This is a genomic window from Neobacillus thermocopriae, assembly GCF_010975035.1.
Lineage (GTDB): Bacteria > Bacillota > Bacilli > Bacillales > Cytobacillaceae > Neobacillus > Neobacillus thermocopriae.
In genome coordinates this window covers 181,239-206,518 of the sequence record NZ_JAAIUV010000003.1, presented here as the reverse complement: position 1 = coordinate 206,518, position 25,280 = coordinate 181,239, and the positions used below count along the sequence as shown (strand labels likewise).

19 protein-coding genes and 4 pseudogenes are annotated in these 25,280 nt (G+C 39.9%); 6 read left to right on the top strand and 17 right to left on the bottom strand.

Features of this window, described 5'->3' with window-relative positions:
• Positions 1–120: 120 nt before the first annotated feature.
• The gene (locus G4Z05_RS03535) at positions 121–603 is read right to left on the bottom strand and encodes a hypothetical protein (protein WP_163250488.1); all 483 of its coding nucleotides are present in this window, start codon (positions 601–603) and stop codon (positions 121–123) included.
• Between the two features lie 345 nt (positions 604–948).
• A complete protein-coding gene (locus G4Z05_RS03530) occupies positions 949–2,199 on the bottom strand; it encodes a S8 family peptidase (RefSeq protein ID WP_163250513.1) in 1,251 nt (416 codons plus the stop codon).
• Positions 2,200–3,071: 872 nt separating this feature from the next.
• Here G4Z05_RS03530 and G4Z05_RS03525 point away from each other — a divergent pair.
• A complete protein-coding gene (locus tag G4Z05_RS03525) occupies positions 3,072–3,419 on the top strand; it encodes a PadR family transcriptional regulator (protein ID WP_038539291.1) in 348 nt (115 codons plus the stop codon).
• Positions 3,406–3,759: pseudogene (locus tag G4Z05_RS03520) on the top strand (HAAS signaling domain-containing protein); the annotation flags it as partial. The gene G4Z05_RS03525 and the pseudogene G4Z05_RS03520, both read left to right, overlap by 14 nt.
• Positions 3,760–3,904: 145 nt before the next feature.
• Here G4Z05_RS03520 and G4Z05_RS03515 read toward each other — a convergent pair.
• Complete coding sequence (locus G4Z05_RS03515; RefSeq protein WP_163250487.1) at positions 3,905–4,075, bottom strand: hypothetical protein; 171 nt, start codon at positions 4,073–4,075, stop codon at positions 3,905–3,907.
• 425 nt (positions 4,076–4,500) lie between these two features.
• Between G4Z05_RS03515 and G4Z05_RS03510 the strand changes: the two genes are divergently transcribed.
• The 3 genes from G4Z05_RS03510 to G4Z05_RS03500 all read left to right on the top strand — a co-directional run bounded on the left by G4Z05_RS03510 (position 4,501) and on the right by G4Z05_RS03500 (position 6,081).
• The gene (locus tag G4Z05_RS03510) at positions 4,501–5,262 is read left to right on the top strand and encodes a hypothetical protein (RefSeq protein WP_163182769.1); all 762 of its coding nucleotides are present in this window, start codon (positions 4,501–4,503) and stop codon (positions 5,260–5,262) included.
• 24 nt (positions 5,263–5,286) lie between these two features.
• Positions 5,287–5,472 (top strand): hypothetical protein, encoded by a 186-nt coding sequence (locus tag G4Z05_RS03505; protein WP_038539286.1) that lies wholly within the window; start codon positions 5,287–5,289, stop codon positions 5,470–5,472.
• 174 nt (positions 5,473–5,646) lie between these two features.
• A complete protein-coding gene (locus G4Z05_RS03500; RefSeq protein ID WP_240465298.1) occupies positions 5,647–6,081 on the top strand; it encodes a hypothetical protein in 435 nt (144 codons plus the stop codon).
• Between the two features lie 132 nt (positions 6,082–6,213).
• Here the strand turns inward: G4Z05_RS03500 and G4Z05_RS03495 are convergent, their stop codons facing one another.
• From G4Z05_RS03495 to G4Z05_RS03455, 11 genes and pseudogenes are all read right to left on the bottom strand, one after another.
• A complete protein-coding gene (locus G4Z05_RS03495) occupies positions 6,214–6,906 on the bottom strand; it encodes a 4'-phosphopantetheinyl transferase family protein (protein ID WP_163250486.1) in 693 nt (230 codons plus the stop codon).
• 195 nt (positions 6,907–7,101) lie between these two features.
• A complete protein-coding gene (locus tag G4Z05_RS03490) occupies positions 7,102–7,320 on the bottom strand; it encodes an MbtH family protein (protein WP_163250485.1) in 219 nt (72 codons plus the stop codon).
• Positions 7,313–11,269: a non-ribosomal peptide synthetase gene (locus G4Z05_RS16770; protein ID WP_477505075.1), complete on the bottom strand. Its 3,957-nt coding sequence runs from the start codon at positions 11,267–11,269 to the stop codon at positions 7,313–7,315. Before G4Z05_RS16770 ends, G4Z05_RS03490 begins: the two co-directional genes overlap by 8 nt.
• Before the next feature lie 45 nt (positions 11,270–11,314).
• Positions 11,315–11,533: pseudogene (locus G4Z05_RS16765) on the bottom strand (phosphopantetheine-binding protein); the annotation flags it as partial.
• 24 nt (positions 11,534–11,557) lie between these two features.
• Positions 11,558–14,317 (bottom strand): annotated as a pseudogene (locus G4Z05_RS16760) (non-ribosomal peptide synthetase); the annotation flags it as partial.
• A 12-nt stretch (positions 14,318–14,329) separates the two neighbouring features.
• Positions 14,330–14,557, bottom strand: a complete 228-nt coding sequence (locus G4Z05_RS03480) for a phosphopantetheine-binding protein (protein ID WP_038539274.1) — start codon at positions 14,555–14,557, stop codon at positions 14,330–14,332.
• Between the two features lie 32 nt (positions 14,558–14,589).
• Positions 14,590–16,203 (bottom strand): (2,3-dihydroxybenzoyl)adenylate synthase, encoded by a 1,614-nt coding sequence (locus G4Z05_RS03475; RefSeq protein ID WP_163250483.1) that lies wholly within the window; start codon positions 16,201–16,203, stop codon positions 14,590–14,592.
• Positions 16,204–16,292: 89 nt separating this feature from the next.
• Positions 16,293–17,348, bottom strand: coding sequence for a bifunctional 3-deoxy-7-phosphoheptulonate synthase/chorismate mutase (locus G4Z05_RS03470; RefSeq protein WP_420872899.1), 1,056 nt, complete (start codon positions 17,346–17,348; stop codon positions 16,293–16,295).
• Between the two features lie 78 nt (positions 17,349–17,426).
• Positions 17,427–18,086: pseudogene (locus tag G4Z05_RS03465) on the bottom strand (isochorismatase family protein); the annotation flags it as partial.
• 137 nt (positions 18,087–18,223) lie between these two features.
• Positions 18,224–19,429 carry an isochorismate synthase DhbC gene (dhbC, locus tag G4Z05_RS03460; RefSeq protein ID WP_163250480.1) on the bottom strand — a complete coding sequence of 402 codons (1,206 nt, stop codon included), beginning with the start codon at positions 19,427–19,429 and terminating at the stop codon, positions 18,224–18,226.
• A 31-nt stretch (positions 19,430–19,460) separates the two neighbouring features.
• Complete coding sequence (locus G4Z05_RS03455) at positions 19,461–20,249, bottom strand: 2,3-dihydro-2,3-dihydroxybenzoate dehydrogenase (protein ID WP_163250479.1); 789 nt, start codon at positions 20,247–20,249, stop codon at positions 19,461–19,463.
• 852 nt (positions 20,250–21,101) lie between these two features.
• Here G4Z05_RS03455 and G4Z05_RS03450 point away from each other — a divergent pair.
• Positions 21,102–21,386 carry a YggT family protein gene (locus G4Z05_RS03450; protein WP_163250512.1) on the top strand — a complete coding sequence of 95 codons (285 nt, stop codon included), beginning with the start codon at positions 21,102–21,104 and terminating at the stop codon, positions 21,384–21,386.
• A 105-nt stretch (positions 21,387–21,491) separates the two neighbouring features.
• Here the strand turns inward: G4Z05_RS03450 and G4Z05_RS03445 are convergent, their stop codons facing one another.
• From G4Z05_RS03445 to kynU, 3 genes are all read right to left on the bottom strand, one after another.
• Positions 21,492–22,649, bottom strand: a complete 1,158-nt coding sequence (locus tag G4Z05_RS03445) for a DUF4317 domain-containing protein (protein ID WP_163250478.1) — start codon at positions 22,647–22,649, stop codon at positions 21,492–21,494.
• A gap of 179 nt (positions 22,650–22,828) precedes the next feature.
• Positions 22,829–23,728: a DUF2971 domain-containing protein gene (locus G4Z05_RS03440; protein ID WP_163250477.1), complete on the bottom strand. Its 900-nt coding sequence runs from the start codon at positions 23,726–23,728 to the stop codon at positions 22,829–22,831.
• A 224-nt stretch (positions 23,729–23,952) separates the two neighbouring features.
• Positions 23,953–25,236 carry a kynureninase gene (gene kynU / locus G4Z05_RS03435; protein ID WP_038539237.1) on the bottom strand — a complete coding sequence of 428 codons (1,284 nt, stop codon included), beginning with the start codon at positions 25,234–25,236 and terminating at the stop codon, positions 23,953–23,955.
• Positions 25,237–25,280: the final 44 nt, after the last annotated feature.

The window sequence follows — 25,280 nt, the reverse complement described above, 5'->3', positions numbered from 1 at the left end:
ACCCTTCTTGGCGTTTTCTGCACGACCACAGAGGCTTGTTACCCGTTCATGTATCCAAATGTGTAACACAACCTTAATCAACAATGAGGCCTTAGATAAACCGCCTTTCGAATAATTTTATTACTCATGATGGTTCTCATCCTGAAGAGGCATTCTGTTTTTTGCCCATAAAGATCGAATCGTAAATCCCACAATAAGTCCCGGAATGACACAAAGCATAGGTAACCACACTGGCCCCAATAGTACTCCAAAGAGGTTTAATTTGGAAGAATATATGCAGCCAACCGTGACAAAGTAAGCAGAAAATAAGAACGGAAGAAAGAGCGATCGATCAACATTCTCACTAGCATCTTGAAATGCATCCCACATTGCAAAGAAATACAAACATGGATAAAACATTAACCATTGATAGTTCGCAGTTTGTATCGCTTTTTCAATCTTACCTTGAAAACTTAGTATAATAATTTCATTAAAATGGGCTTGAACATTCACGATAAATTCTAGAAATATGAGAATAATCCCTTTTACCAATTTTCCATTTAATAGTTGACCAAATCCAGGAAAGGCAATACTCCAAAACAATACCTCTTTATGCTTGGCCACACAATTCTTGCCCTTTTCTAATTTGAAATTTGTTTTTAACGTTTATCCTAATCCACTTGTACTTCATCTTTCGCTGCCCTTCCTCAACATTAAATTTCAACTTATTTTTAAAGAAATTTCGATAGATCCATTGGGAAATCTTAAAATCGAAATGATAATATATGATTCATACTATCATCAGCCCCTCTCGCTCTTTTATAAAATAATATCTCCAATCGTAAAAGAAATATCAGTAAGAGAATTGATTTCAGGAAAAATTTTCTAACTTAAAGGGGTTGTTCGTTATGTTGATAAATGAGCAGATAGGAAAAAGCCATTTAAATCAGATGGCTTTTTCCCTTTTTCTTATTTTACTCTCGCAAACCCAAATCCTGAAGCATAGTCGTCTCCGGTCGTAGCCCCAATTCCGCCTTTAATATCATACAATTTCGCTCTTCTTTGTAATTCTGCACGCAGTTGAGTATGAGTCCACGTTGGATTAGATGACCATATTTTTGCTGCTAAACCTGATACGTGAGGGGTAGCCATGGAAGTACCACTAATGGTGTTGTAGTTTCCATCATACCAGGTAGATAAAATATCTCTGCCCGGAGCTGAAATTTCAATATCACGCTCTTGAATCACGTAATCACCGTCTGTAGCAGAAGAACCACGGGACGAGAAGTCAGCTACACGATAAGTACCATTTTGCTGAACATTTTCCAAAGCAGCAACAGCAATGGCATTTGGCAATGCTCCTGGATAATTAATCGTATTGACACCAGGCCCACTGTTACCTGCGGCAGCCACAACGAGTACTCCTTTGCTGTAAGCATAATCTACCGCACTGGCGATCAAGCTATCTTTGGCACTGGATCCTAATGACATAGAGATAATCACCTTAGAGCCTGTCCGAACGGCTTCATCAGCTGCATGACGAATGGCTCCAGCAATATCATCAGAATATCCTGATCCATTGTCATTTAAAACTTTGTATGCCCAAAGTTTCGCTTCGGGTGCTATCCCATAGACTCCTAATCCATCTGAGGCACCATGGGCGAGAACTGTTCCTGCCACATGTGTCCCATGTCCATTTCGATCTGTACACGAATTATTGACAATGGATGTGGCTTGGGTAAAGTCCTTACATTGTTCAGCACTTCCCACTAAATCATAATGATTAATATAAACACCTGTATCTAATATAGCTACTTTGATTCCTTTCCCACCAGATGTACTTGTAATCGACGGATCATTATAAATCGCTTCAATTCCCCAAGGTGTGCGGTCACTCGGAAGAGAAGTGATAGCTGTCGCACCTGATTTTCCTTTAGTTGAATCCTGAACTCGTTCTAACTTTACTTCATGAACTTTCTCAATTTGTAAATTTTTATTTTTCAATAATGCCTGGTATTGTTTCGCATTCACTTCAACTGTAAAGCCATCTGTTCCAAAATCCCAGCGGGCTTTATAGTTTTTCTTGGCACTTGCCATTTCTGATTTCGGACCTTTAATACTCACACGAATTTTCTGATTAGGATCTGGTTCTTGACCGAAAGCCCCTGTGGAAAATGTGGTGACTCCCATTGTCAAAGCAAGTAAAGCAGCTCCTAACATTTTTCTCTTTTTTAAACCTTTTCTCAACCCTTTTCTCCTCCTACCTTTGTAATAAATGCAATTGGCCATATTGCAATTTTCAGTTTATTTTTAATATTACAATTAATCAATATTTTATCTCTTTCGGGTGGTTGGGAAAATTTTCGAAAACCCTTTTATTAGAAAAGTGGAAGCCCCCTGGGCAGCGGCGTATGGCTTGGAGGGCTCCAACTGAGATATAGGAAACACGAAGAGCGAAAGCAATTCGATGTTGACTTATCGTAGGGCGGAGACCGAAAGACACTAGACGCTAGGGGGCTGGAGCTAGACAGTTATCGAAATCAAAATGATTTTTCTTATCTTCTAAGAAAAGCGGAAGCTCCCTGGGCAGCGGCGTATGACTTGGAGGTCTCCAACTGAGTTATAGGAAACACGAAGAGCGAAAGCGATTCGATGTTGACTTATCGTAGGGCGGAGACCGAAAGACACTAGACGCTAGGGGGCTGGAGCTAGACAGTTATCGAAATCAAAATGATTTTTCTTATCTTCTAAGAAAAGCGGAAGCTCCCTGGGCAGCGGCGTATGACCTCCTCCCTAAAGTGATCGCTTTCGGTCGTGCGATGTTTAAGCTGACGAAGCCTTCCTTATGGAAGCTCTCCTACTTAGATATAGGAACAGGAAAAGACGTGCTCCTTCTCAAGATGGCGATGTTCTTTTTAACCTTTCTTCCTCCATTTGTGAAGACAGGGAATAAAAAAAATTGTAAGATATCAAAGTTTGTTGCATGATGCACAATTATACTGTATGACACATAGTATAAACTATATAGTGTATGACATATAGTATAAACCATATAGTGTATGACACATAGTATGTGGAGTGAGGTGAGGTAAATGAGCACGCTGCTGCATTCGTTGACAACTGAACTGCGCAGAGGGACTTTAACGCTAGCAGTGCTGAGCCAGCTTCGGACACCGCAATATGGGTATTCACTGGTTCAATTATTAGAGAACTCCGGCATCAATATTGATCAGAGCACCTTATATCCATTACTGCGGCGGCTAGAAAAACAAGAACTTGTGACAAGCAGTTGGGATCATACAGAGAGCCGGCCGCGAAAGTATTACGTTTTAAGCGAACAGGGTCTAAAAATATTTCTTCAACTGAGAGAGGAATGGATCAAGAATTCCAAACAGCTTTATGGGCTGTTAAAAGGAGATGAGGAAGATGAATTTAATTGACATATATATACAGGAAGTGACCCGTAGACTTCCTGAAAAAAGCCGAGCGGACATTGCCCTCGAGCTGAAGTCTACCATCGAGGATATGCTTCCGGATGATTACAATGAGGAAGATATTAAAGAGGCTCTCAGCAAATTGGGCAACCCTGCAGCCCTGGCGGCCGGTTATCGGGATCAGCCGATGCATCTTATCGGGCCACGCTATTTTGATGTATATATATCTCTTTTAAAGATGATACTGCCGATTGCTGCTGCGGTTTCACTGATATCACTTGCAGCCGAATTTATTTTTAATTTCAACCGGGACGAAGCGATCATCAATATGATTCTCGAATTGGTGATGCTTTTTAACCATCCATGAAAACCGCACAAAAGGTCATAAAAGCCATTCGTGAGCTTACCATTAAAAACGTTGATTATGACGACTTCTGGAGTATGTAATTATACCCTTGCATAACGCAAATGCTTATTTTATTTGATTCTTCCTAATATACTTCTCCTAGTGTCTGAAGAGCACGTTCCATCTTGTATAAGATACGTAAATCCAAGTAACTTATATTCTTCGTTGGTATCAATGCTTTGATGCGATTTATCTCCTCTTCTGTAAACTGAACGGTGTATCGTACTTCGAGCTTTAATTGGTGGTCATCGAACATATTTTTAAACCTTTCCTTTCCGGAATTTCAAACTTTTTACAAGGTAAAAATGAATATTCGAATACTTTTCAGATAAAAAAATTCCCCAAAAAAATAGAACGGTTGATAACACGCAGGAATCGACGTGCATATTTGAATGCACACGTCAGGGAGATCCGTTCGAAGGATTTATTCATAGATGCTTCAAATTCAAGAATGGAAATAGTTTGTCCTAACTACAAAGACATTGAACAAAGCCCGACTATATATACCATAAAGTTCCATGCAATCTGTTAATAAAAATTAATAAAGTTATTAATAATTTTGAGGGTATTTTTCTGCGATACGAGGCTAAAAGAAAAACAAAAATTTGTCGTTTCCACATAAATAAATTTATTCCAAATCTATCAATTTATGGTAAAATAATGAAAGAAAGGAGCGGCTTTATGAAAAAAATTAAAAATCTATTTTTTTTACTTTTTGCTTTTGTTGTTGCTTTTAATTTGTTGAATTTGAATGCTTTTGCGTCATCTAAAGATAACACAGAATTACCGTATACTACTTTATCAGATAAGGATTCTAAAAAGATTATTAACAGGGCTAAATCTTTAGAGTTATTCAAAAAGGCAAAAAAGATCGTTAAGTCCGAGGGCTATGAATTAAACGGAAAACGAATCGCAGTTCATTTAAATGAGGCTGATACCAACGTTGCCTACTTTTACCTGGAAGAGCGAAACAAAAAAAATAAAAATAAAGATGAATTAAATCCTTTTATCGCAATAGCGGATGGAGGAGAAAGTTTTATTCAACTGGCTAAATACGAAAAAAATGGGATTTTGCATTCAAAACTCTATAAAAATAATACACTATTTAATGAAACCTATATTAATAAAGATGGATTATTCCAAAAAGGTTCTTATGTTTTTATTGAAGAATATACATATGATTTAACTGAAATGAATAATAAAATTTTGGAAGAGGATAATGATGTTAATAAAGATAATATGGTAACTGCTTCTTTCTCTTGGAGCACATTCTGGAGTTGTATTAAAAAACAAGGGAAAGATTCAGCACCTTTAAGAACTATGGTAATGTCAGCATGTTATTATGTATGCTTAACTGGACCGCCAAGTTGTATTACTTGTACAGCTATTAATGCTGGATTAACATTAGGTCAAGCTGGATATTGCGTAAAAAAAGCTTGGTAATTATGAAAAGAAAAGAGGGGTTAGATGGTTAAAGATGAGGAGCGATCTCATTCAAAAAATGTAGTTTTAGCCGTGTTTGATACGGTCACACTAGGAATTCCAGTTTATATTGCAAACTTAATAAAGCAACCCAAAAAGACATTAAAAATATCTTTAATTGTAATTCCCATTGTCGCGATTATAGCTTGGTTTCTTTCATCATTGAACTAATTTGTAAAGCCCTTAGTTTTGAGGGCTTTTTTTGTGTGTTTGATTTTCTTGTTTTTCAGTAGTTTTTCGTTGAACTTCATAACGAAATTCTAGCCTTATCCCGATGATCTGAAAAACATCACCTATATACCGAAGAAAAGAGCCATTAGCAAGTGTGAGGTATTCGGTAGCTTAATGTGGACAGCCATTTGGGCAACCCTCTACTTTTATGCTGACCGACTAATTGGCATTTATCATGGTGGAGGCGAAGGATTGGAGTTTAAAATCCCCGCATTTAATCAGGATGTTCTACTGGAATACTGGCCAGTCGTTGTGGTTATCATTGCGCTTGAAGTAGCATTGGCACTTTACAAATTAATTATTGGCCAATGGACAAAAAGGATGGCAATTTTCAACACCGTCCTAGAACTGTTTTCCACTATCGTTTTTATCTTCATCTTATTAAATCCGAATTTACTGCAACAGGAATTTGTAGGATTTATGACTGACTTATTTTCCATTTCGGCCGAACCATTTACAAACTGGCTACTTGGCGGCATCATCATTATATTTGTTTTTTATGCAGGAATGAGCATATATGATGGAATACGGAAGTCCAGAATACAATAAAAGATTTCTCTAACCAAAATGCCTGTTCTCATAAAGTAGAGAACAGGCATTCATTTAGTTCGACAATTAGAGAGATGAAAAAACTGCGAACTAAAAACCCGAGCTTTATTGAATTTACTGCCACCAATATCATCAGAAGCAGAAACTAGTATCACTCTTACTGCACGATTTCTCCATAAAATAAGTTATCAGCTGCTCTATAGATAGGAACTTCACTTTCTCAGCACGATATTCACTGCATACAGTGCATTGATATTGTGGATCTATATCGATATTCTGAACGAGAACAGGTTCTTTTTTTCCGTTTTGATAAACGAGCCCATCATAGTCAATATCAACGGTTTTTAAATCTGTCGCTAATCCCGTTCCTAACCACTTCACATAACTTTCTTTTGCCGTCCATAAATAATAGAAATCATTCATGCTATCAACCTCGAAGAGCTTTTTTTCTCTTTCGGTCCATACACTTTGAAAAAAGGAAAAATCACGGTACTGTTTCAGTTCCAAATCGATTCCTACTGGACGGTCACTTATTGCACCTATTACATACTGCCCCGCATGTGAAAGATTAAAATGCAGGATCTGATTCACTAATTCATATTTCCCAAATTGGTTTACCTGATAGTTTAATTCTACTGGGGCGCATTGCAATTGTTTGGCTAATTGCATATGCATTAACAAATTACCTATCATGCTACGCAAACGGTCCTCATATTGGCGAAATCGCAGAACATGATGCTGGCGTTCTTTTGGTAAGTTGACGAGTAGCTGGTGAAACAGCTCCTCCTCTATCTCTTTTAAGCGACAAACAAATAGTTGAATCATGAGGCTTTACGCTCCCTTAATGAAAAAACATCTGATTGAACAAATAACATAAAGAAAAAATCGGCCTTTTTACCAAATTTGGTTATTTGATAAGCGAAAGTGTTTTCAACTGCTTGTATGCCATCAGTAAAATGGCTGCAACAATGGCAATACCTAAAATAGCATAGCCACAGATACGATCAGGTCGAAGTTTTATCAAGATGTGACCTTCTCTATTGCAAGACGTAAACTTTTTGGACGCATGTCTCGCCAGTTTTCTTCAATGAATTGCACGCATTCCATTTTCACCTCTGGCCCATAAACCTTCTTCCATCCGGCTGGAATGTCAATTGCTGCTGGCCATAAGGAATATTGTTTCTCTCCATTTATTAGTACAATATAACTTCCCTGTTCGTTTTCAAATGGGTTATACATATTGTCCTTTCCCTTCCTTTAAAGTTAGTGCTTCTTTCACCATTTTTCCTATTTCCGCTAGCGGAGTTGGCTGGCACATATCCTCATGTCTGCATACAATGTCATAGCTCTTAATATGCCCAATAATAAAGGGTACCCAATTTTGTGCATCTACCTCAGGGAACCATTCTGGAACAATGGTTGATTTAAAAAATATTGCATCCCCCTGATAGCAGCCTGCTTCATGCTCTTTTAATAAACGAATCGAATTCTTAAATACTTCTTTTAACCTCATTATCGTATCTTCTGAAAGGGATGCGAGTGCGCTACCATCTGCCTGAAGCTCCCTAATCACCAATTCCTGTGTTAGCTCTGCATCTATTTTCGGCTCGAATCCTCCCAGTGCTAATAGTGCAACGAGTGCTTCCTGCTCCTCATTCAACCCAAATGGAGGGGCTAAGTGCATGGGATAAGCATCTAAAATAATGAGCTGTTCTACTTCATGGCCCATTTGCTGCAGTTGAACAGCCATTTCCTGAACCACATTTCCGCCAAACGACCATCCTAATAATCGATAAGGTCCTTCAGGCTGCACCTTTTGGATGGCCTGAATATATCCAGCTGCCATTTCAGCCAGTGTTTTCGGTAGCTCCTCTTTCTTGCCAATTCCTTTCGCCTGGACACCATATATAGCGATATTTGACGGTAATGTTTTCATAAGACCCGCATAGCACCAGCTTAAACCGCCTGCCGGATGAATACAGAACAATGGGTCATCCCCTTTTCGCAATGGCAATATGACATTAAGAGCATTCGATTCATCATCATCATTTAATTTCTCTGCTAGTCTCGCAACGGTAGGTGCCTCGAATAAATGGCCGATATTTAGTTCTTTTCCAAACGCCTCTTTCAAACGTCCCATTAGCTGAACGGCTAGTAACGAATGACCACCTAGTTCAAAGAATCCATCTTCAATCCCCACCTGCGGCACATGTAACACCTCTTTAAAAATCTCACAGAGCAGCTCCTCCTGTGGATTTCGAGGCAGAGTCAATTCTTTTAAACTATGGTCCGGCATAGGCAATGCCTGTTTATCTAACTTCCCGTTAGTAGTCAGTGGGATCTCCTTGATGATCGTAAATGTGGAAGGAATCATATAATCTGGTAAATCTTTTGCCGCAAATTGGCGTAGAGCCGCAGTATCTATGACTTGATCTTCTTCGTTCACGATATAGGCTGCTAATCTAACATCTCCCGGTACATCTTCCCTAACAATGACCGCAACCTGTGCAATTTGCGGATGTTTGAGCAGAACATTTTCAATTTCACCTAATTCAATGCGAAATCCTCGAATTTTAACTTGATGGTCAATACGCCCTATATAATCGAGCTCCCCATTTTTTGTCCAGCGGGCTAAATCCCCCGTGCGGTACATTCTGCTGCCAGGTTTTCCGTATGGATTGGCAATAAACCGCTCTGCTGTTAACGATTTACGTTCAAAATATCCCTGAGCTAATCCTTCACCTGCCACGTACATTTCACCAATTACATTTGGTGGCACAGGCTGTAGTTTTGAATCCAGCACATACACATCTAAATCCGGGATAGGTACACCTACCAAGCTGTTCACATTTCTTTTTACTAGTTCTTTCGTTAATTTCACATAACTAACATGAACGGTTGTTTCTGTAATTCCATACATATTTATTAGTTCAGGCTGATCATCGGCATGTCTTGAATACCAGTCTTGTACTCTATTAAAATCCAAAGACTCTCCACCGAACACAATATAGCGAAGAGATAACTGATTACTAATATCAGGATGATCCCTGTCTGCCTGCATGAGCTGATAAAAAGCTGACGGTGTTTGGTTTAATACGGTTACCTTCTCTATAGCTAATAATTGTAAAAAAGCTTCTGGTGATCGACTCACTTCATACGGTACAACGACAAGTCTTCCTCCATATAATAATGCTCCCCATATTTCCCACACCGAGAAATCAAATGCATACGAATGGAATAAAGTCCATACATCCTGTTCATTAAACTCAAACCATGAGTCTGTCGCATGCAATAAGCGAATAACATTCTGGTGAGGGATGACAACACCTTTCGGACGACCAGTAGAACCCGAAGTATAGATCATATAAGCAGGATGCAGGCTTTGTAATGGGGTGCTTCTCTCTTCCTGTTTAATATCGGAATCATCAAGATGCCCTATCTGCTCAAAGTCTATATAAATACATTCCATTTCATCCATCTCCATAGGCAGCTCCATATCCTTTGCCATCACAAAAATAGATGGATTCACATCATTTAGAATGTACTCAATACGGTCCTTCGGATAGGCTGGATCAATTGGAACATAAGCTGCACCTGTTTTGAGTACAGCCAAAATACTAACGAGCATGTCAAGAGAACGTGGCAATAGCAGTGGAACAAAGGAATCTGTCCCTATCCCCTTCTTGATGAGGTACCGTGCAAAACGGTTTGCTTTTTGATTTAATTGTTCATAGGTTAAGTGCTGGCCATCATATGTAACGGCAATGCGTTCGGGATGGGCAGCTACTTGCTGCTCAAATTGTTCCACAATTGTCGATGATTCTGTTTCAATCAATCCTGAATTCCAGGTATTGATCGTCTGCAGCCACTCTTCTTCTGTTATAATGCATAAGTCCTCAATAGTCGGATTTTTGTGCAGCTGGGTAAGCACCATCTGATAACGGTGCATCAACATCTCGACCGTATCGAAATCATAGAGATCCGTTCTGAACTCAACAATGGTTTCAATCCCATTTGCCGTATCATCCTTATACAATTCACGCATTTCGATACTTAAATCAAACTTTGATAGCCCGACTGTATGCAGCTCAAATTCAGCTGGATTATCATCAATGTTTAATGAAGGCATTGGTGTGTTTTGCAGTGCAAACATAATTTGGAATAATGGATGGCGTGAAGCCACACGCTCCGGATTGATTTGCTCTACTAAGCGATCAAATGGCACGTGCTGATGCTCCCAAGCTTCAATACAGGTTGAGCGTATACGTTCGATTAGCTGATCAAATCTTGGATTGCTGCTTGTATCTACACGCATGACAAGAGTGTTAATAAACATACCAATTAAATCCAATGTTTCTTTGTCTTCCCGTCCTGCAACCGGGCTACCAACCACAATATCTTCTCCGGCACCAAGCTTTGTCGCCATTGCACTAAATGCCCCAAGCAAGATCATATACAGGGTGGCATTTAAATCTTTAGCCAATTGCAACAGCTGCTGATGCAGCTCTGATGGAATGACAAATTTATAGGTTTCCCCTTTTGCCTTTGTACTAGGATTCCGTTTTCGATCCCGCATCAGTTCAATTTCATCCGGTATCCCTTCCAGCCGCTTTTTCCAGTATGCTAATTCACGTTCCTGCAAGGAAATGCCATTGACTTTATGTTCAAGCATTTGTTGCTGCCACAGAACAAAGTCTGCATACTGAACAGGTAAAGGAGTCAAGGAACCATCGTATGCCTCCTGAATATCCTGCATAAGGGTGGCTAGGGACCAACCATCTGCGCTAATATGGTGTAGTACAAATACTGCTATTCTTTCATTGATAATGGTTACTTTAAACCCTGCTTCATGCTGTAAATCAAAAGCATAACGGACTGCATGTTCAATTGCGCTTGTCTCGTCTTTTTCCTCCACTTTCCATACATCAAATGAAACCGGTTCTTCAACAACCAGCTGATATGGAACGCCATCAGAAGCTGGATATTTCGTACGTAAAATATCATGGCGGTTCGCTACTGCCTGCACAGCCTGCCGGAATTTGTCTACTCGGATTTTTCGCTTAAATGTCACAACAAGTGGAATATTATATGTCGCACTTGGACCTTCCAGCTGATGCAAAAACCACAGACTTCTCTGATTGAAGGATAATGGAAGGCGTTTCGGACGCTTCTGCTTTTGGATCTTCACAGATATATCCTCAGCATGATGTTGATCCAGCTTCCGAGCCAATAATTCAGGCGTAGGATTCTCAAATATGGAAGAAATAGTTATATTCGTGTCCAGCTGCTGTCGTATTTTTAACAATAATTGTGTCGCTAATAGGGAGTGTCCGCCCAAGTGGAAGAAATCTTCATCGGTCCCTACCTGTTCAAGAGACAACACTTCCTCAAATAAGCGGCAAAGAGTTTTTTCTAAATTCGATTTCGGTTCCTTTTTTTGCTGAGTGGACATATTCGGCCGAGGCAATCGCTTACGATCAATTTTTCCATTGTTTGTTAACGGCATGGCATCAAGCGGCACTATAAAAGAAGGAACCATATATTCTGGCAATTCCTGTTTTAAAGTTTTTGTGAATTCCTGAGGATCAATGCTCCCCACTATATAAGCAACAATGCGCTTGTCACCTGGAACATCTTCACGAGCTGTTACTACTGCCTGGCTAACCCCTTGATGTTTTACTATTTTCGCTTCAATTTCTCCTAATTCTATGCGAAAACCCCGAATTTTAGTCTGCGAGTCACTACGACTAATATATTGCAGTGTTCCATCCTTATTCCATTTCACTAAATCACCTGTACGATACATTCGGGTGCCTGGCGGACCAAACGGATTTGCAACAAAACGCTCGGCCGTTAACACTGGCCGATGATGATAACCGCGGGCAATTCCGTCTCCAGCAATGTACAGCTCACCGATTACATCTGGCGGCACCGGCTGCAACATGGAATCTAATACATAAACTTGTGTGTTACGAATAGGTTTTCCTAAATCTGGAACTTCTTGAATTTCAGCTGGAACTTGACTAGTTGTTGACCAAATCGTCGTTTCAGTAGGTCCGTACATATGATGAATAACCGCACCAGCAGAACCTAACTCATTGGCAAGGTGAATGGATAGCGCTTCCCCGCCAACCAATGCACGCAGCCCCGTTAAAGCATTCGGTGAATATTTCACAAGGTACTGCCATACAATTGGTGTAGCCTGCATGATTGTAATGTTTTCCTGTTCAATGATGCGCGCCAGCTCTTGTGGATCTTGAACTTCATGCTTCGCCGCAAGTACAACACATGCCCCGTTTATTAATGGCAAATAAATTTCAAGCGCGGATATATCAAAAGAAATGGTGGTTACAGCAAGCAGTTTTTCCTTTTCATCCAGTTGAAAAGTTTGCTGCATCGATTGTAAAAAATTCATTAAACTTGCCATCTCAATCACAACGCCTTTAGGCTGCCCTGTTGAACCTGATGTGTAAATCATATAGGCTGCCTGGCGGGGGGAATGACTAGACTCCCATTCTAATAGAGTTCTTTCCTGTTTTAGATGTTTGACATTTATCGTCATTACTTCTGCAGTAAAAGGCAGTTCCTCGAAATTCACAAGAACAATGGCCGGCTGTGAATCTTCAATCATATAATTCAAACGGTCTTGTGGATATTCCGGATCAAGCGGTACATAGGCAGCGCCCGCCTTTAACACACCAAGCATGGAAGCAACCATTTCTATGGAACGATCCATGCAAATACCGACAAACTGTTCACTGCCAATCCCTTTATTTTTTAATACTGCAGCAATTTTATGGACTTCCCTCATTAATTGATGATACGTAATCGATTGATCATTCATCTGAATAGCAATCGCATCTGGTGTACGTAACGCCTGTGCTTCAAACGCCCGGGTTAATGACACATATTCATCTTCTACATGAGTTTGATTCCAATCCAACAGTACTTGTTTGCGCTCTCCCTCACTTAAATAATCCACAGTAAATATTGGTAGATGCTGATTCATCAATAGCTGTGTGAAAAATCGCATAAAACGCTCGGCATGTTCTTTCACCTTTGATTCACAGTAGCGATTTCGATTGGCTACCACATCTAGTTGCATTTCCTCTCTTGTTTTATAAATATTGAAGGAAATATCTTCAACAGCCCCTGTAGAGAGTTTTTTCAACTCACCAATCGCCGATCCAAACCTTAAATCTTCATAAAACGGCATAAAATTGACTTGCGGACCGAAAAGAAGGTCTTCAGGATTAAGCTGCAAATCTCTGCGTATCTGCTCATGACGGTAATGTTGATGCTTTGCTACCTGTATCATTTTCTGCTTGGTCTGTAATACGATATGCTCAAACGACTGTTCAACCGTAAAGTCCATCCGTAATGGAACCGTATTTACTTTTGTACAAGGCACATTAACCGCCCTACTGCCGAGACGCCCCATCATCGGTATTCCCAGTACGACACTCCCTACATTTGTTAACCGTTTTGTATAGGCTGCAACGGCAGCAGTTATAACGTGCTGGACATTTACCTTTAATTGTTTGGCCATTTCCTGCACTTTTGCCCAACACTCGTGTTTAAACATACTTTCATGCAAAAGAGTTTCACCGATATCCGTATTAGCACTTTCTGACAAACTAGCAATCTCAGTACCGGCCAGTTCTTCACACCAAAACTCATGATCTCTCTTATATTCTTCTGACTGTTTATATTGCCACTCTTCTTCGATCACGTTCTCATAGTTTCCAAATTCCTTCGTATATTCTTGACCATTCAAATAAGCGTCATATCGCTCGGCTATTTGCTGAAAAATGAAACGAAAGCTATAGGCATCGCTCACCAGATGATGAATACGCAAATACAAATAGTGCAGCTGGCTATTTTCTGTAAAAACAATGGCGCGTACAAGTGGGTCCTTGGTCAGATCGATCATCGTTGCAATATCTTCATGCATGATGCGATTCGCTTTCTCAAAGTTTGCATTCTGATGTTCGCAAGAAAAGGATACGTTTTCTTCCAAGCGATGCCAAACCTGTCCGTCTTGTTCAAAACACTTAATATGTAATGCTTTTGCTGAAGTTATTGTATCGTTTACTGCCATTAATAGGATGCTCACATCGAGATCACCTTGTAATTGCACATATTCCGCTGTATTATACAGTGGGCTTGCTGTCATGTGATGTGCGTACCAAATTCCCAATGCTGCATCTGGTAATGGATAACTTTTTGCAGCCATTTCTTTTCCTCCTTATACAGCCGAATGTGTCTGAATCTTTTCAAGCCAGCCTTCAACCGTTGGCTGTTCCAAAAAATCTAGGAAATTAACAGAAATGCCTTGTTTACGCAGTTCTTCTACAATGGACATGATCATCATGGAATTCAAGCCGGCATAGAGTAAATTTTCGTCGTCCGCAATGGTATCCATCTCATCCTCTATATAGGATGCTATTAGTTCCCGCAGTTGTTTTCTTGTCATGTAAAATCCTCCATTCTTCGATTAGTTCCGTTCTATCTGGCCAGCTGTGGCCCTTTTTCTATCCATTCGCGCAAGTCTTTTTTCGAAACCTTCCCTAGGTGTGTCATTGGGAAATGATCGACTGCTACAAACTCATCCGGAATTTTATAAGCTGCGAGCCCACGTTCGGCTAAAAACTTTTTTAATTCTCGCGGCGATACTGCACTGCGAAAAATAACAAAAGCACAGCTTTTTTCGCCCATATAAGGATCGGTCTTTGCCACAATGGCCACATCATGAATAGCAGGATGTGCGAGGAGATGATTTTCGACTTCTTCTGCTGCAATTTTTTCGCCGCCACGGTTAATTTGATCCTTGGCCCTCCCTTCAACAGTTAGGTAGCCCTGTTCATTGACACTCACTATATCTCCAGTCCGGTAAAAACCATCTTTTGTAAATGCTTTGGCATTATGTTCTGGAGCCTTGTAATAACCTTGGATGGTATAAGGCCCTCGTGTTAATAAATGTCCTGCCACCCCAACTGGTAGCTCGTTATCTTCATCATCAACAATTTTTATTTCATCAAATGGAGACATAGGTTTTCCTTGTGTATGAAGAACGATTTCCTCTGGATCATCCAAACGTGTGTAACAGACTAATCCTTCTGCCATCCCAAAAACTTGCTGCAATTTGCATCCGAAAACGGGTTTTATTCTTTTGGCGGCTTCTGCACTGAATTTGGCTCCGCCGACTAAAATCACTTCCAAGCTTGATAAGTCCTCTGATCTTTGGGGCTTCACATCCAGCCAATGAAGGGCAAGCGGTGGGACAAGCGGCACCATAGTTACCCGATGCTTCTCTATTAATGGAAAAGCTTCATCAGGACTCGGGGAAAGACTTAGCACAATTTTCCCTCCTGCATATAGAGCCCCTAATATTCCAGGTGAACTCATCGGATAATTGTGGGCTACAGGGAGAACGACAAGAAACACGGTCTGATTAGTCACCTTACAGCACTCTACACTTAATTTGATTGTGTACATATATTCATCATGTGTTCTCGGTATGAGCTTCGATCTGCCCGTACTTCCACCGGATAATTGTAAAAAAGCAACGTCACTTCCCTGAACTTGAACCTCTCTCATCGGTTCATCACTATAGACCTGGTCAAAAGAAAGAAATTCCTCTTCATCTCCAACGACAATGACATGCTTCAATGATGGTGCGCATTCTTTAACTTGTCTTGCTAAGTTCCGATAATCAAATCCGCCAAATTGGTCAGGAATGATATAAGCTTTCGCTTCTGAAAACCTACAAAAATAGCTTATTTCACTAAAGCGATGGGAAGGTAGAGAAAATACCGGCAATGCCCCCATTTTGAATAAAGCGAACACTACCTCCACGTAGGGGATAATATTCGGAAGCTGCACCACTACACGGTCTCCCTTTTCAATCCCGAGCTTTTGCATTCCAGCTGCTAGCTTCGTCGCTCGCTCATTTAATTCTTCGTAAGTAATCGAAGAATAAGCATCTATGACAGCGATATCTTTGGCATACCGCTTGCTTCGGTCTTCAAGCATTTGTCCAAACGTCCATCCTTCCCAGCAGCCCTTCTGCCGGTAAAACTCCGCCCTATCGGCTGGCCAAGGTGTAAATCCTTCAAGCATCTTCCTACCTCCAATATTCTTGAATAGAATAAAAGTTTTTCATAACCAATAATGAATATCATTCTCATTAAAAGAGGGCACAATAGTATCTATGCATAAATTTGTTCATATTGATTCCGCTTAAGAAATGGTTGTATTTCACTGTAAAATTCCTCAAATTCATCCAAGTTCATTTGCTGTTTCGAATCTGATAACGCGTTTACCGGATCCGGGTGGACCTCTGCCATAATGCCATCTGCGCCAATCGCAAGTGCGGCTTTGGCGGCAGGAGCCAATAAATCTTTTCTTCCGGTAGAATGTGTAACATCCACTATAACTGGCAAATGTGTTTCCTGCTTTAAGATTGGAACAGCAGATATATCGAGAGTATTTCTCGTTGCTGTTTCGTAAGTCCGGATTCCTCTTTCACAAAGAATAACCTTTTTATTCCCATATGAAAGGATATACTCAGCTGCCAACTTAAACTCTTCCATTGTTGCGGACAATCCTCTTTTCAGTAAAATAGGCTTATCGATTTGACCTAATTCTTTTAAAAGGGAGAAATTCTGCATATTTCTCGATCCTACCTGAATGACATCAACAAGTGGGATTGCTTCTTCTATTTGATCAACACTCATTATTTCTGTAACCACTGCCATATTGTGTTCACGGGCCACTCTTGACAGAATTTCCAATCCTTCTAGTCCAAGCCCTTGAAAATCATAAGGAGAAGTCCTAGGTTTAAAAGCACCACCTCTTAAAAGCTTTACCCCTTTTTGCGCTAATACGGCTGCTACTTCCCGAACTTGCTGATAACTTTCCACCGCACAGGGACCCATAATCAAATGAGGATCGCCATTGCCAATTCGCTCGTGATTTACCGTAACGATTGTATCTTCTTTCTGGTGTTCTCTTGAGTAAAGAAAAGTTTTCTCCTTCTTTTTATCTGAAAGTCCCTTAAAAATATCTTCCATCGCCTTTATCATTTGTTCATCTTTCTTCTTTTTCGCTAAATGGACCATCCTTGTGAAAAGTGACTCAAATGAAATCCCATCATTTGTTTGCAGCTCTTGAACAAGTTTATGCCTTTTTAACAATAATTGTATAAGCTGTTCTTCAATCTTAGTGATCGCATCTTTTGAGCTGGATAAGTTTTTCATCGCAATGGACTCCTTTTATGAATTAATTACCTGATAGGTAATTGATTTACAGCTTCATTCAATAAATGGAGGGATATTATTTTTCCCTTCATTAGCTACGCCCTCTTTCCTTTTCAGCTCTTCCACGATCTTGGAGGCTGTGGTGGTCATTCCGCAGCGGGAGGATACATAGCTTAATGACATAGCATGGAATTCGGGTGAAAAATCTGCTACGGCATCTGCTACAAAAAATGGCTGTATGTCCTGCATAAATGCATCACAAGCGGACAGTAAACACCCTATATGAGCGTATACACCGCAAATGATAAGCTGATCACGCCCTTGAGACTGAAGGTATTCTAGTAATTCCGTTCGTTTAAATGCGCTGTATCTCCACTTCGTCAGCACCATATCCCCTTCATCTGGTGAGATCTCCTCAATGATGTCCGTGTATTCAGGCTTATCCTCAAGTCCCACTCCCCAAAAATCGGTAAGAAGTGCCCGGTCTTTAGGAGACTGATTTCCTGGTTGAGCAGAATAAACCACTGGGATTCCGAGTTTTTTACATTCCTCTTTCAACCGTTTTATATTTTGCTTGAGTTCAATAATCGGAGACTGGTTTTCGTCATAAGCATTTAAAAAATACTTTTGCATATCATGGATAAGTAGGACAGCTCGGTTAGGATCGATTTTCCAGTCTACCTTATTTTCTGGCAGTTTCTCTATTCCTGGCATTTTATATGGTGAGATGGAAGGGATACCCATCAAGCTTCACTCCTTTTATTTATGTGTCTTCTATCTTAACTGACATTCCACTTGGCTCAGGCACTGTCAGGGTATATAGTGCTGGCCTACTGGAATTTCAAAATTTTGAGATTCCATTTGATACGATCATTCGTAATCTATAAGTCTTGTAATCCCATTGCATTAAGCATCGTGCGAAGTTTAGCAGAGGTTTCATTCCATTCCTCCTCAGGTTTTGACCCTTCTACGATTCCTGCACCTGCATATAAAGAAACCGTACTATTTTCAATTTCTGCGCAGCGGATGGCCACGATCCACTCCCCATCTCCGCTTTCATCACACCAGCCAACAATACCTGTAAAATAATTACGATCAAAAGGCTCTATTTCATGAATAACCTCATAGGCCCTCTTTGTTGGGAATCCGCAAACCGCTGGTGTAGGATGAAGAGCAAGGGCTAAATCTAGGGATGTCAATTGGCTATCTACTAGTTCTCCTTTCATTTCTGTGGAGAGATGCCACATGGTTTCTGTTTTCACAAGAGATGGCTTATCTGGTACCATCAAGTTTTTACATAGACCCTTGAGTCCTTCGGCTACTGCTTCAACCACCACGGCATGCTCATGTAAATCCTTCTCTGATGCCAATAGCTCCTCCGCTCTCCGCTTATCTTCAACAGGATCTTCACTCCGAGGTCTCGATCCAGCAAGTGGATTGGCCAGCACGGCTGTTGCGGACCTTGATACAAGCAGCTCCGGACTTGCTCCAATAAAAGTTCGCTTATGGATGGGATTCAAATCACCAGATTGACGATTGAATAGATTGACAGCAAATGTATAGCCCCCTGCATTAAGCTGTACCAAATTCCGCAAAATTTGTTTTTTGTCTATCGGTTCCATTGTTTGACATCTTAATGCTTTGGCCAGAACAAACTTTTCCAGTTCCCCCTCTTTAATATAGGTGAGCCCTTTATTGACTCCTTCCATGTATTCCTCACGTTCAGGTATAAATTGACTTTCATATGTACGAACGGAAACCTTGCAATCTTGTAATTTATCATTTCCTTGAAGAGATTCAGCATATAGGATCTTCTCAGGAATGATGAGCTGCGGCGCATTCTTTGGATCAAAAGGGATAGCTCCTACTACCACAGGTTTTAGCATCCCTTCTTCCTTCGCCTCTTCCAATGCTTTCTTAACATGTTCCGAAAAATTGCTGTAGTCCACATTCCTTTCATGGAATAGTTCCTTAAATACACCCTTAGCTAACATGGTTCTTCTAGGTGAAGACAGGTAAAAGTCTTCCTCTTCATACTCATTAAGCAACTGGTCTTTTTCTTCTGCCATTGTTATAACACCATTCATTTTTCGCCCCTCCTGATTACACTTTTTTATTCTATGAAATGCCTAAAGTCGCTCCTCCATCTACACATATGTTTTGCATCGTAATATGAGAGGATTGATTTGAAACTAAAAAAAGTACTGTATTGGCAATATCTTGAGGAGTAGCTATTTTTTTTAATGGTATGCCTAAACGATAGGACTCTGGAACTCCCCGAATAAACTCATCTTTTCCAGAATCATCCTTCCAAAGCATTCGCAGCATCTCCGTGTCCGTTGAACCAGGCGATACGATATTGCAGCGAATATTGTATTTGGCAAGCTCAAGCCCCAAACATTTTGTGAACATCGTAGCCGCAGCCTTTGAAGCAGCATAAGCAGAAAGGGATATTCTCGGTGTAAATGCCGCATTGGAACCTACTGTGACGATTGAACCCCTTTCTCTAGGAATCATTCGCCTACTTACAGCACGAGATAAAATAAAAACCCCCGTTGAATTAACGGCGAACGCTTCATCCCAATCTTCATCCTTAAGACGGTCAACGGTTCCCATTCGCATAACTCCTGCTACGTTGATTAAAGCCTCAATAGGACCGTCATTTTCCTCTATTCTTTTTACGGTCTCTTCCACAGCTGGCCGATCACAAATATCCAGAGGATACGCGGCCGCTTGTAAGCCCTCCTTTTTCAGATCAACTTCAAGATTTTTCAATGCATTTTCCTCTTTATCCATTAAGGCAACGAACATACCACTTTTGGCTAGTTCTCTTGCAACGGCCTCTCCTATTCCTCCAGCAGCACCAGTCACGATTGCCACTTTTTTGGATGATAATGTAGACTGCATATATTCCTTCCTTTCTTGAAGATAAGGCAACTGGCAGGGTTCAAACCTATAACAGCAACTGCCTTAAAAATATGGCTAATGAAGAATAATGATAATCATTCTCAATAAAAATCAGGCTTAATTTCTTTATTTATCCATGAAGTAGATAATCAATAAATTTTATAATTGCCTTAAAGCTTATATAAACGATAATGATTATCACTATCACTTCTCAACACAAATGATAAATGTTCTCAATTAAATAATCAAAGGTTTTTCACTATATTTTCCATTTTTGATAAAATAGTCCTGTTTTAAAAAACCATTCTTTCTTCCCTGATAATTAAACCAAAAAAGCGTTAATCTTTATGATTAACGCTTTTTCAATATATGAAAATTCCTTTCATGACAGTCCAATTTTTTGGCATGTAATAGCCAAAATTACCCATATTATAAACCTGATAAATCAAAGGGTTGTCTGTTTCCAGCTATCCACTCATACTGTTGATATAAAGAGCAAGCCTAGTAATCCCTAAAAGCAAGGCAACAAGCACAAGGGGGGATTTAAGGAATCTAACTGAATGTTGTTCCCGATCAAAATGACAAGTGAATTTAGAATAGACGCCTTATTAACCTCCTTTACAACGGTCATAATCGGGGCCCTTTAGCCACTTTCTACTCATCATGCTTTCGGATCGCAGTCGCATAAAAGTTCGGCATTTGCAGATGATAGGGATGATGAGCCGGCCAAGGATCCTAGATTGTGTTATATCAAAGTCGGAGGCGTCCAAAAAAATTTTTCTAAAAAAATGTGAAACTTTCTTTGGACATACCCGTATTACATATATAAAACTAAAAATAGGCAGGAGATTTATATTGAGCACGACCATTTTACAGCTTGGTGCATATGCATTTGAAATTTACTATTGGTTGATTTTAATAGCGATTTTTGGATCGTGGTTTCCACAATTTCAAACCTCAAAAATTGGTTTATGGGTTCACCAATTAGTCGAGCCTTACTTAGGTTTTTTCAGACGTTTTATTCCCCCGCTCGGACCTATTGATTTTTCGCCAATCATTGCCTTATTGGCTTTAAGATATTTAAGCGGATTTGCCCTAGAAGGTTTGCGACAATCTTTGAATTTCTTAGGAATTTAATAGATTGTGTTGTCAATAAAAGAATTCAGGTATCCTTTTTTGGTTCCTATTTTGATCATAAATACATAAAACGGCTCGGATTTCTCCGAGCCGTTTTTTCTCCCACTAGAGTGATTTCTCTTCCAATTTAAATCCTTCCACCACGACCTCTTCATCTACCTCTAGAAGTAGGCATCTTTTTCCTTCGTATGTAATATATTTGACATGTTTCAGATCCTTTGGATCAATGGTTACATTGGCCACTTTTGTTTCAATTTTTATCGTTTTCGGCACTAAACTACTTGCTTTAAATTCATGCTTTTCGTCTGAGACGACACTTTTAAAGGCGTGCTCTACCTTCGCTTCATCCACATTTTCAACGCCACTAACAGTTAAAATCCGTTCGATGTCGCGATAATCTAGGGTTGGGGCTTCACTTTCTTCCTTTTCCACATTCTCTTGGACCACTCGATCAATCTCTTCATAAACACTAGAAATGACCCTCGAATCCACTTCGTCCCCAATTACTTCTTTTAAAATCAAATCAAAACAGTCTTTATCATCCTGTGCAGTAATGATATCCTCACAATCCAAAACTTTTTCAATAAACGTATAATCAGGTTGGTTCACTTTCCCGGCACAATAAAGAATATGATTCACATCCGCACGATTGTCATTAAATGCAGGGAACAAGAAACCACACATAGGTGAATCTAAATTAATAATCGGATCCACGACATGATACGATTTGAATTCTTTTTCAATATAATCAAACATGAGGGCTTTTTTGGGCTGATCGGTTTTATTAAGGCTGCATAGGATAAACTCATTGGCATACACCTCATCATCCCCACCCTCTTCGGATTCCGGATTCCTCTTTTTGGTCGGCTTCCGGTACTCTCCACGGATAAATGTCACCACGGTGTCAAATTCATAGGAGGCATAGGCAAACATTTTTCCCACGATCTCCAACATATTATCCTGCCAATCGGCGGAATCCATTTGCATCCCTTCGTAGAGTATCGTTTGTGTACTGTAATCCACATCCCGTTTGAATTTCAGCTCAAATAGCTTTGCATCCAGATGCCCGGTCAACACCTTTTTAAAATTGGCTAGAAAAAGTTCTTGTGTTTCTTGGTCCAGCATTTGAAAAGGCCGGCTGACTTGGTGATAGATTTCACCTGATTCTTTTTTGACATATACATTGAAGATTTCTCGAATATTCATCCTAGGGTTGTCTAATTTAAATTGTTTTCGAATATTAGCAATGTCTTTTTTGTTCATTTGTCTCATCTCCCATTTCTTGATTATACTGTTCGGAAGCGAATCTTCCTAGTGAAAGCCATACCATTTGCTATCGAATGATTGGGAGAGAAGACGAGAAAAAGCTCACTCGAAATCGTCATAAACGACCGTTTTCCTTTCGAGTTCTTCCATCTTGACTCAAGCTCTGGTTATTCTAATTAAAATCTTAATGGGGCGTTAGATGTTCTTAGTTCAATGCCTTCTAGCTTTTTCACAGTCAAATAAAATTCTAAACCAGATCGGACAATGTCTAATTTCGTCCGTGGTCCAATGGTTATTTCTCGAATTAACAACCGCTTTTCACCAGATTGTTCGTCATATTCATAGACAGGGACTTTAATAAAAGGGATGAACGCGCCTCTGGATACACGGAAGTGGATGGATTCATTCGATTTCGGAATGTAAATAAACCGATATTCTTCTTCACTAGCAAAAGCAGGATGTTTAATAAAGCAACCTAATGTACCAAAAGTAAATAACAATGCTTGAGAAAAACGCTCCTCTGATAATTGGGAATCCCTAGCCAGATGTAAAAGTTTTTCGATCACCTTTTTAACAATAGCTTTCTGTTTTTCTTCTGAGTAAATGACTCTTCCTACAAAAGTAAACTGAGAATTGAAAGATTGGCCGAAGAACTTTTTCCCATCGATGCCAATATTACATCCCTCATTCATTCCATAATTATTCCATAAAACGAGTGAATCCGGGTTTTCTGTTAATGAAAACGCAAATATATTTAAATCCTTATAATAGCCCTCGGTAGAAGCAAAGTCCTTGTATAAGGAAATAAATGTCTCCTTTTCTTTTGAATCCTCTACATCAACAATTACTTTTTGGACAATTTCGTTGACGTAAGATATTTCTTTATAGTCATTCATAAAATCGACACGTGTGACCCAAATGCATTTTTCACGATCCAGGATATTATTTAAGGCCTCCATCGAAGTGTAATGATAAAGCATAGGCCCATTCATAATTTTCGATAAATTATCAAAAACATGTTCAAGAAAGAAATTCGCCATCTCTTGTGTCGTTTCATCGATAATAACCTTTCCCAAATTCCTTCCTCCCCAATACGTTTTACCCTTTAGTATATCTATAGACGGAAGGAAACATTTCTAAATTTATGAATAGACTTTCAAAAAATTGCAAGTGCTATGGCCATGTAGGCGCTCAACTAAGATAGCCTCTGACAGATCATAAGGCAGTGCTAGAACTTGCCTTTAACCAATTTTTCTATGTACAAACAAAAAACTCGCCCATTTGGCGAGTCTTCAATATATCAAGCGACCACTTCCCGCTCATTCTTAAATTTTTCATACTGCTTTTCGGTCATGATTGTTTTTAGAATTTGGACAACTTCCCAAACTTCTTGGTAAGAAGTATATAGTGCAACTGGAGCTAGACGGATAATGTTCGGTGCCCGGAAATCAGGAATAACGCCATTTTCCTTTAGGGACTTGCAAATACGGGCAGCTTCCTCATGCTCAAGACTTACATGTCCACCTCGTCGTTCCTCTTCTCTTGGTGAGCCGATGTGAAATCCCATGCCAGCCAATTCTGTTTCAATTAAATCCATTAAATATTGAGTAAGTTTTAAAGATTTTTCACGGATACGTTCTATTCCTGCTTCATGAAACATGTCTAAGGACCCAATCAGGGGTGCAAGACTCAGCACATGTGGAGTTCCGATTTGGAAAGCTCCGGCAGAGTTTGCAGGTGTAAACGTATGTTCCATATCGAATTGCTTCTCTTTATTCGAACCAAACCAACCAGTCATTCCCGGTAATTGATTAAAATGTTTTCGGTTGACAAATAAGGCGCCTACTGCACCTGGTCCGCCATTTAAATGTTTGTAATTACACCAGAAGGCAAAATCAACATCCCATTCACTGAAATAATGTGGGATCGATCCAGCCGAATGACAGGCATCAAACCCGATTATGATCCCTTTTTTGTGGGCTGCTTCTGTTAATCGTTTCATATCTAAAATTTGTCCGCTTCGGTAAAGAATCGTTGGGAGAACGACTAGAGCCACTTCATCGGTCATAGCTTGAATAAGATCCTCTTCATCTAAATAACGACCATCACGGCTCTTTACCCGAATGAGGTGAGTATCCGGATCCAAACCATGAAGCCTCAACTGGCTTTGAAGAGCATAAATGTCAGATGGAAAATTAAGTTCATCTGCCAATATTTTTGTACGTTTTCCTTCCGGTTTATAAAAGGTGGAGACAAGCTGATGTAGATTAACGGTGGTGGAGCCAGTGACAATCACTTCTTCTTCTGAAGCCCCCACTAATGGCGCCAGTTTCTTACCTAATTCCTCCGACATATAAAACCATGGATGTTTCCCCTGTGTCCAGCCATCAATTCCATATTGCTTCCAATCTTCCAGTGTCTCTAGCAGTGTCTTTTCTGCTCTCTTCGAAAGAAGCCCCAATGAATTTCCGTCCATATAAATCGTTCCTGGTTTTAAATAAAACTCCTCACGAAAACGCGATAGAGTGTCTTTCTCATCTAACTGTTTAGCAAACTCTAATGTTGGCAAGAACTCAGACATCATTTCTCCCATCCCCCTAAATTGAAATCGTTTACAAAAAGAATAAC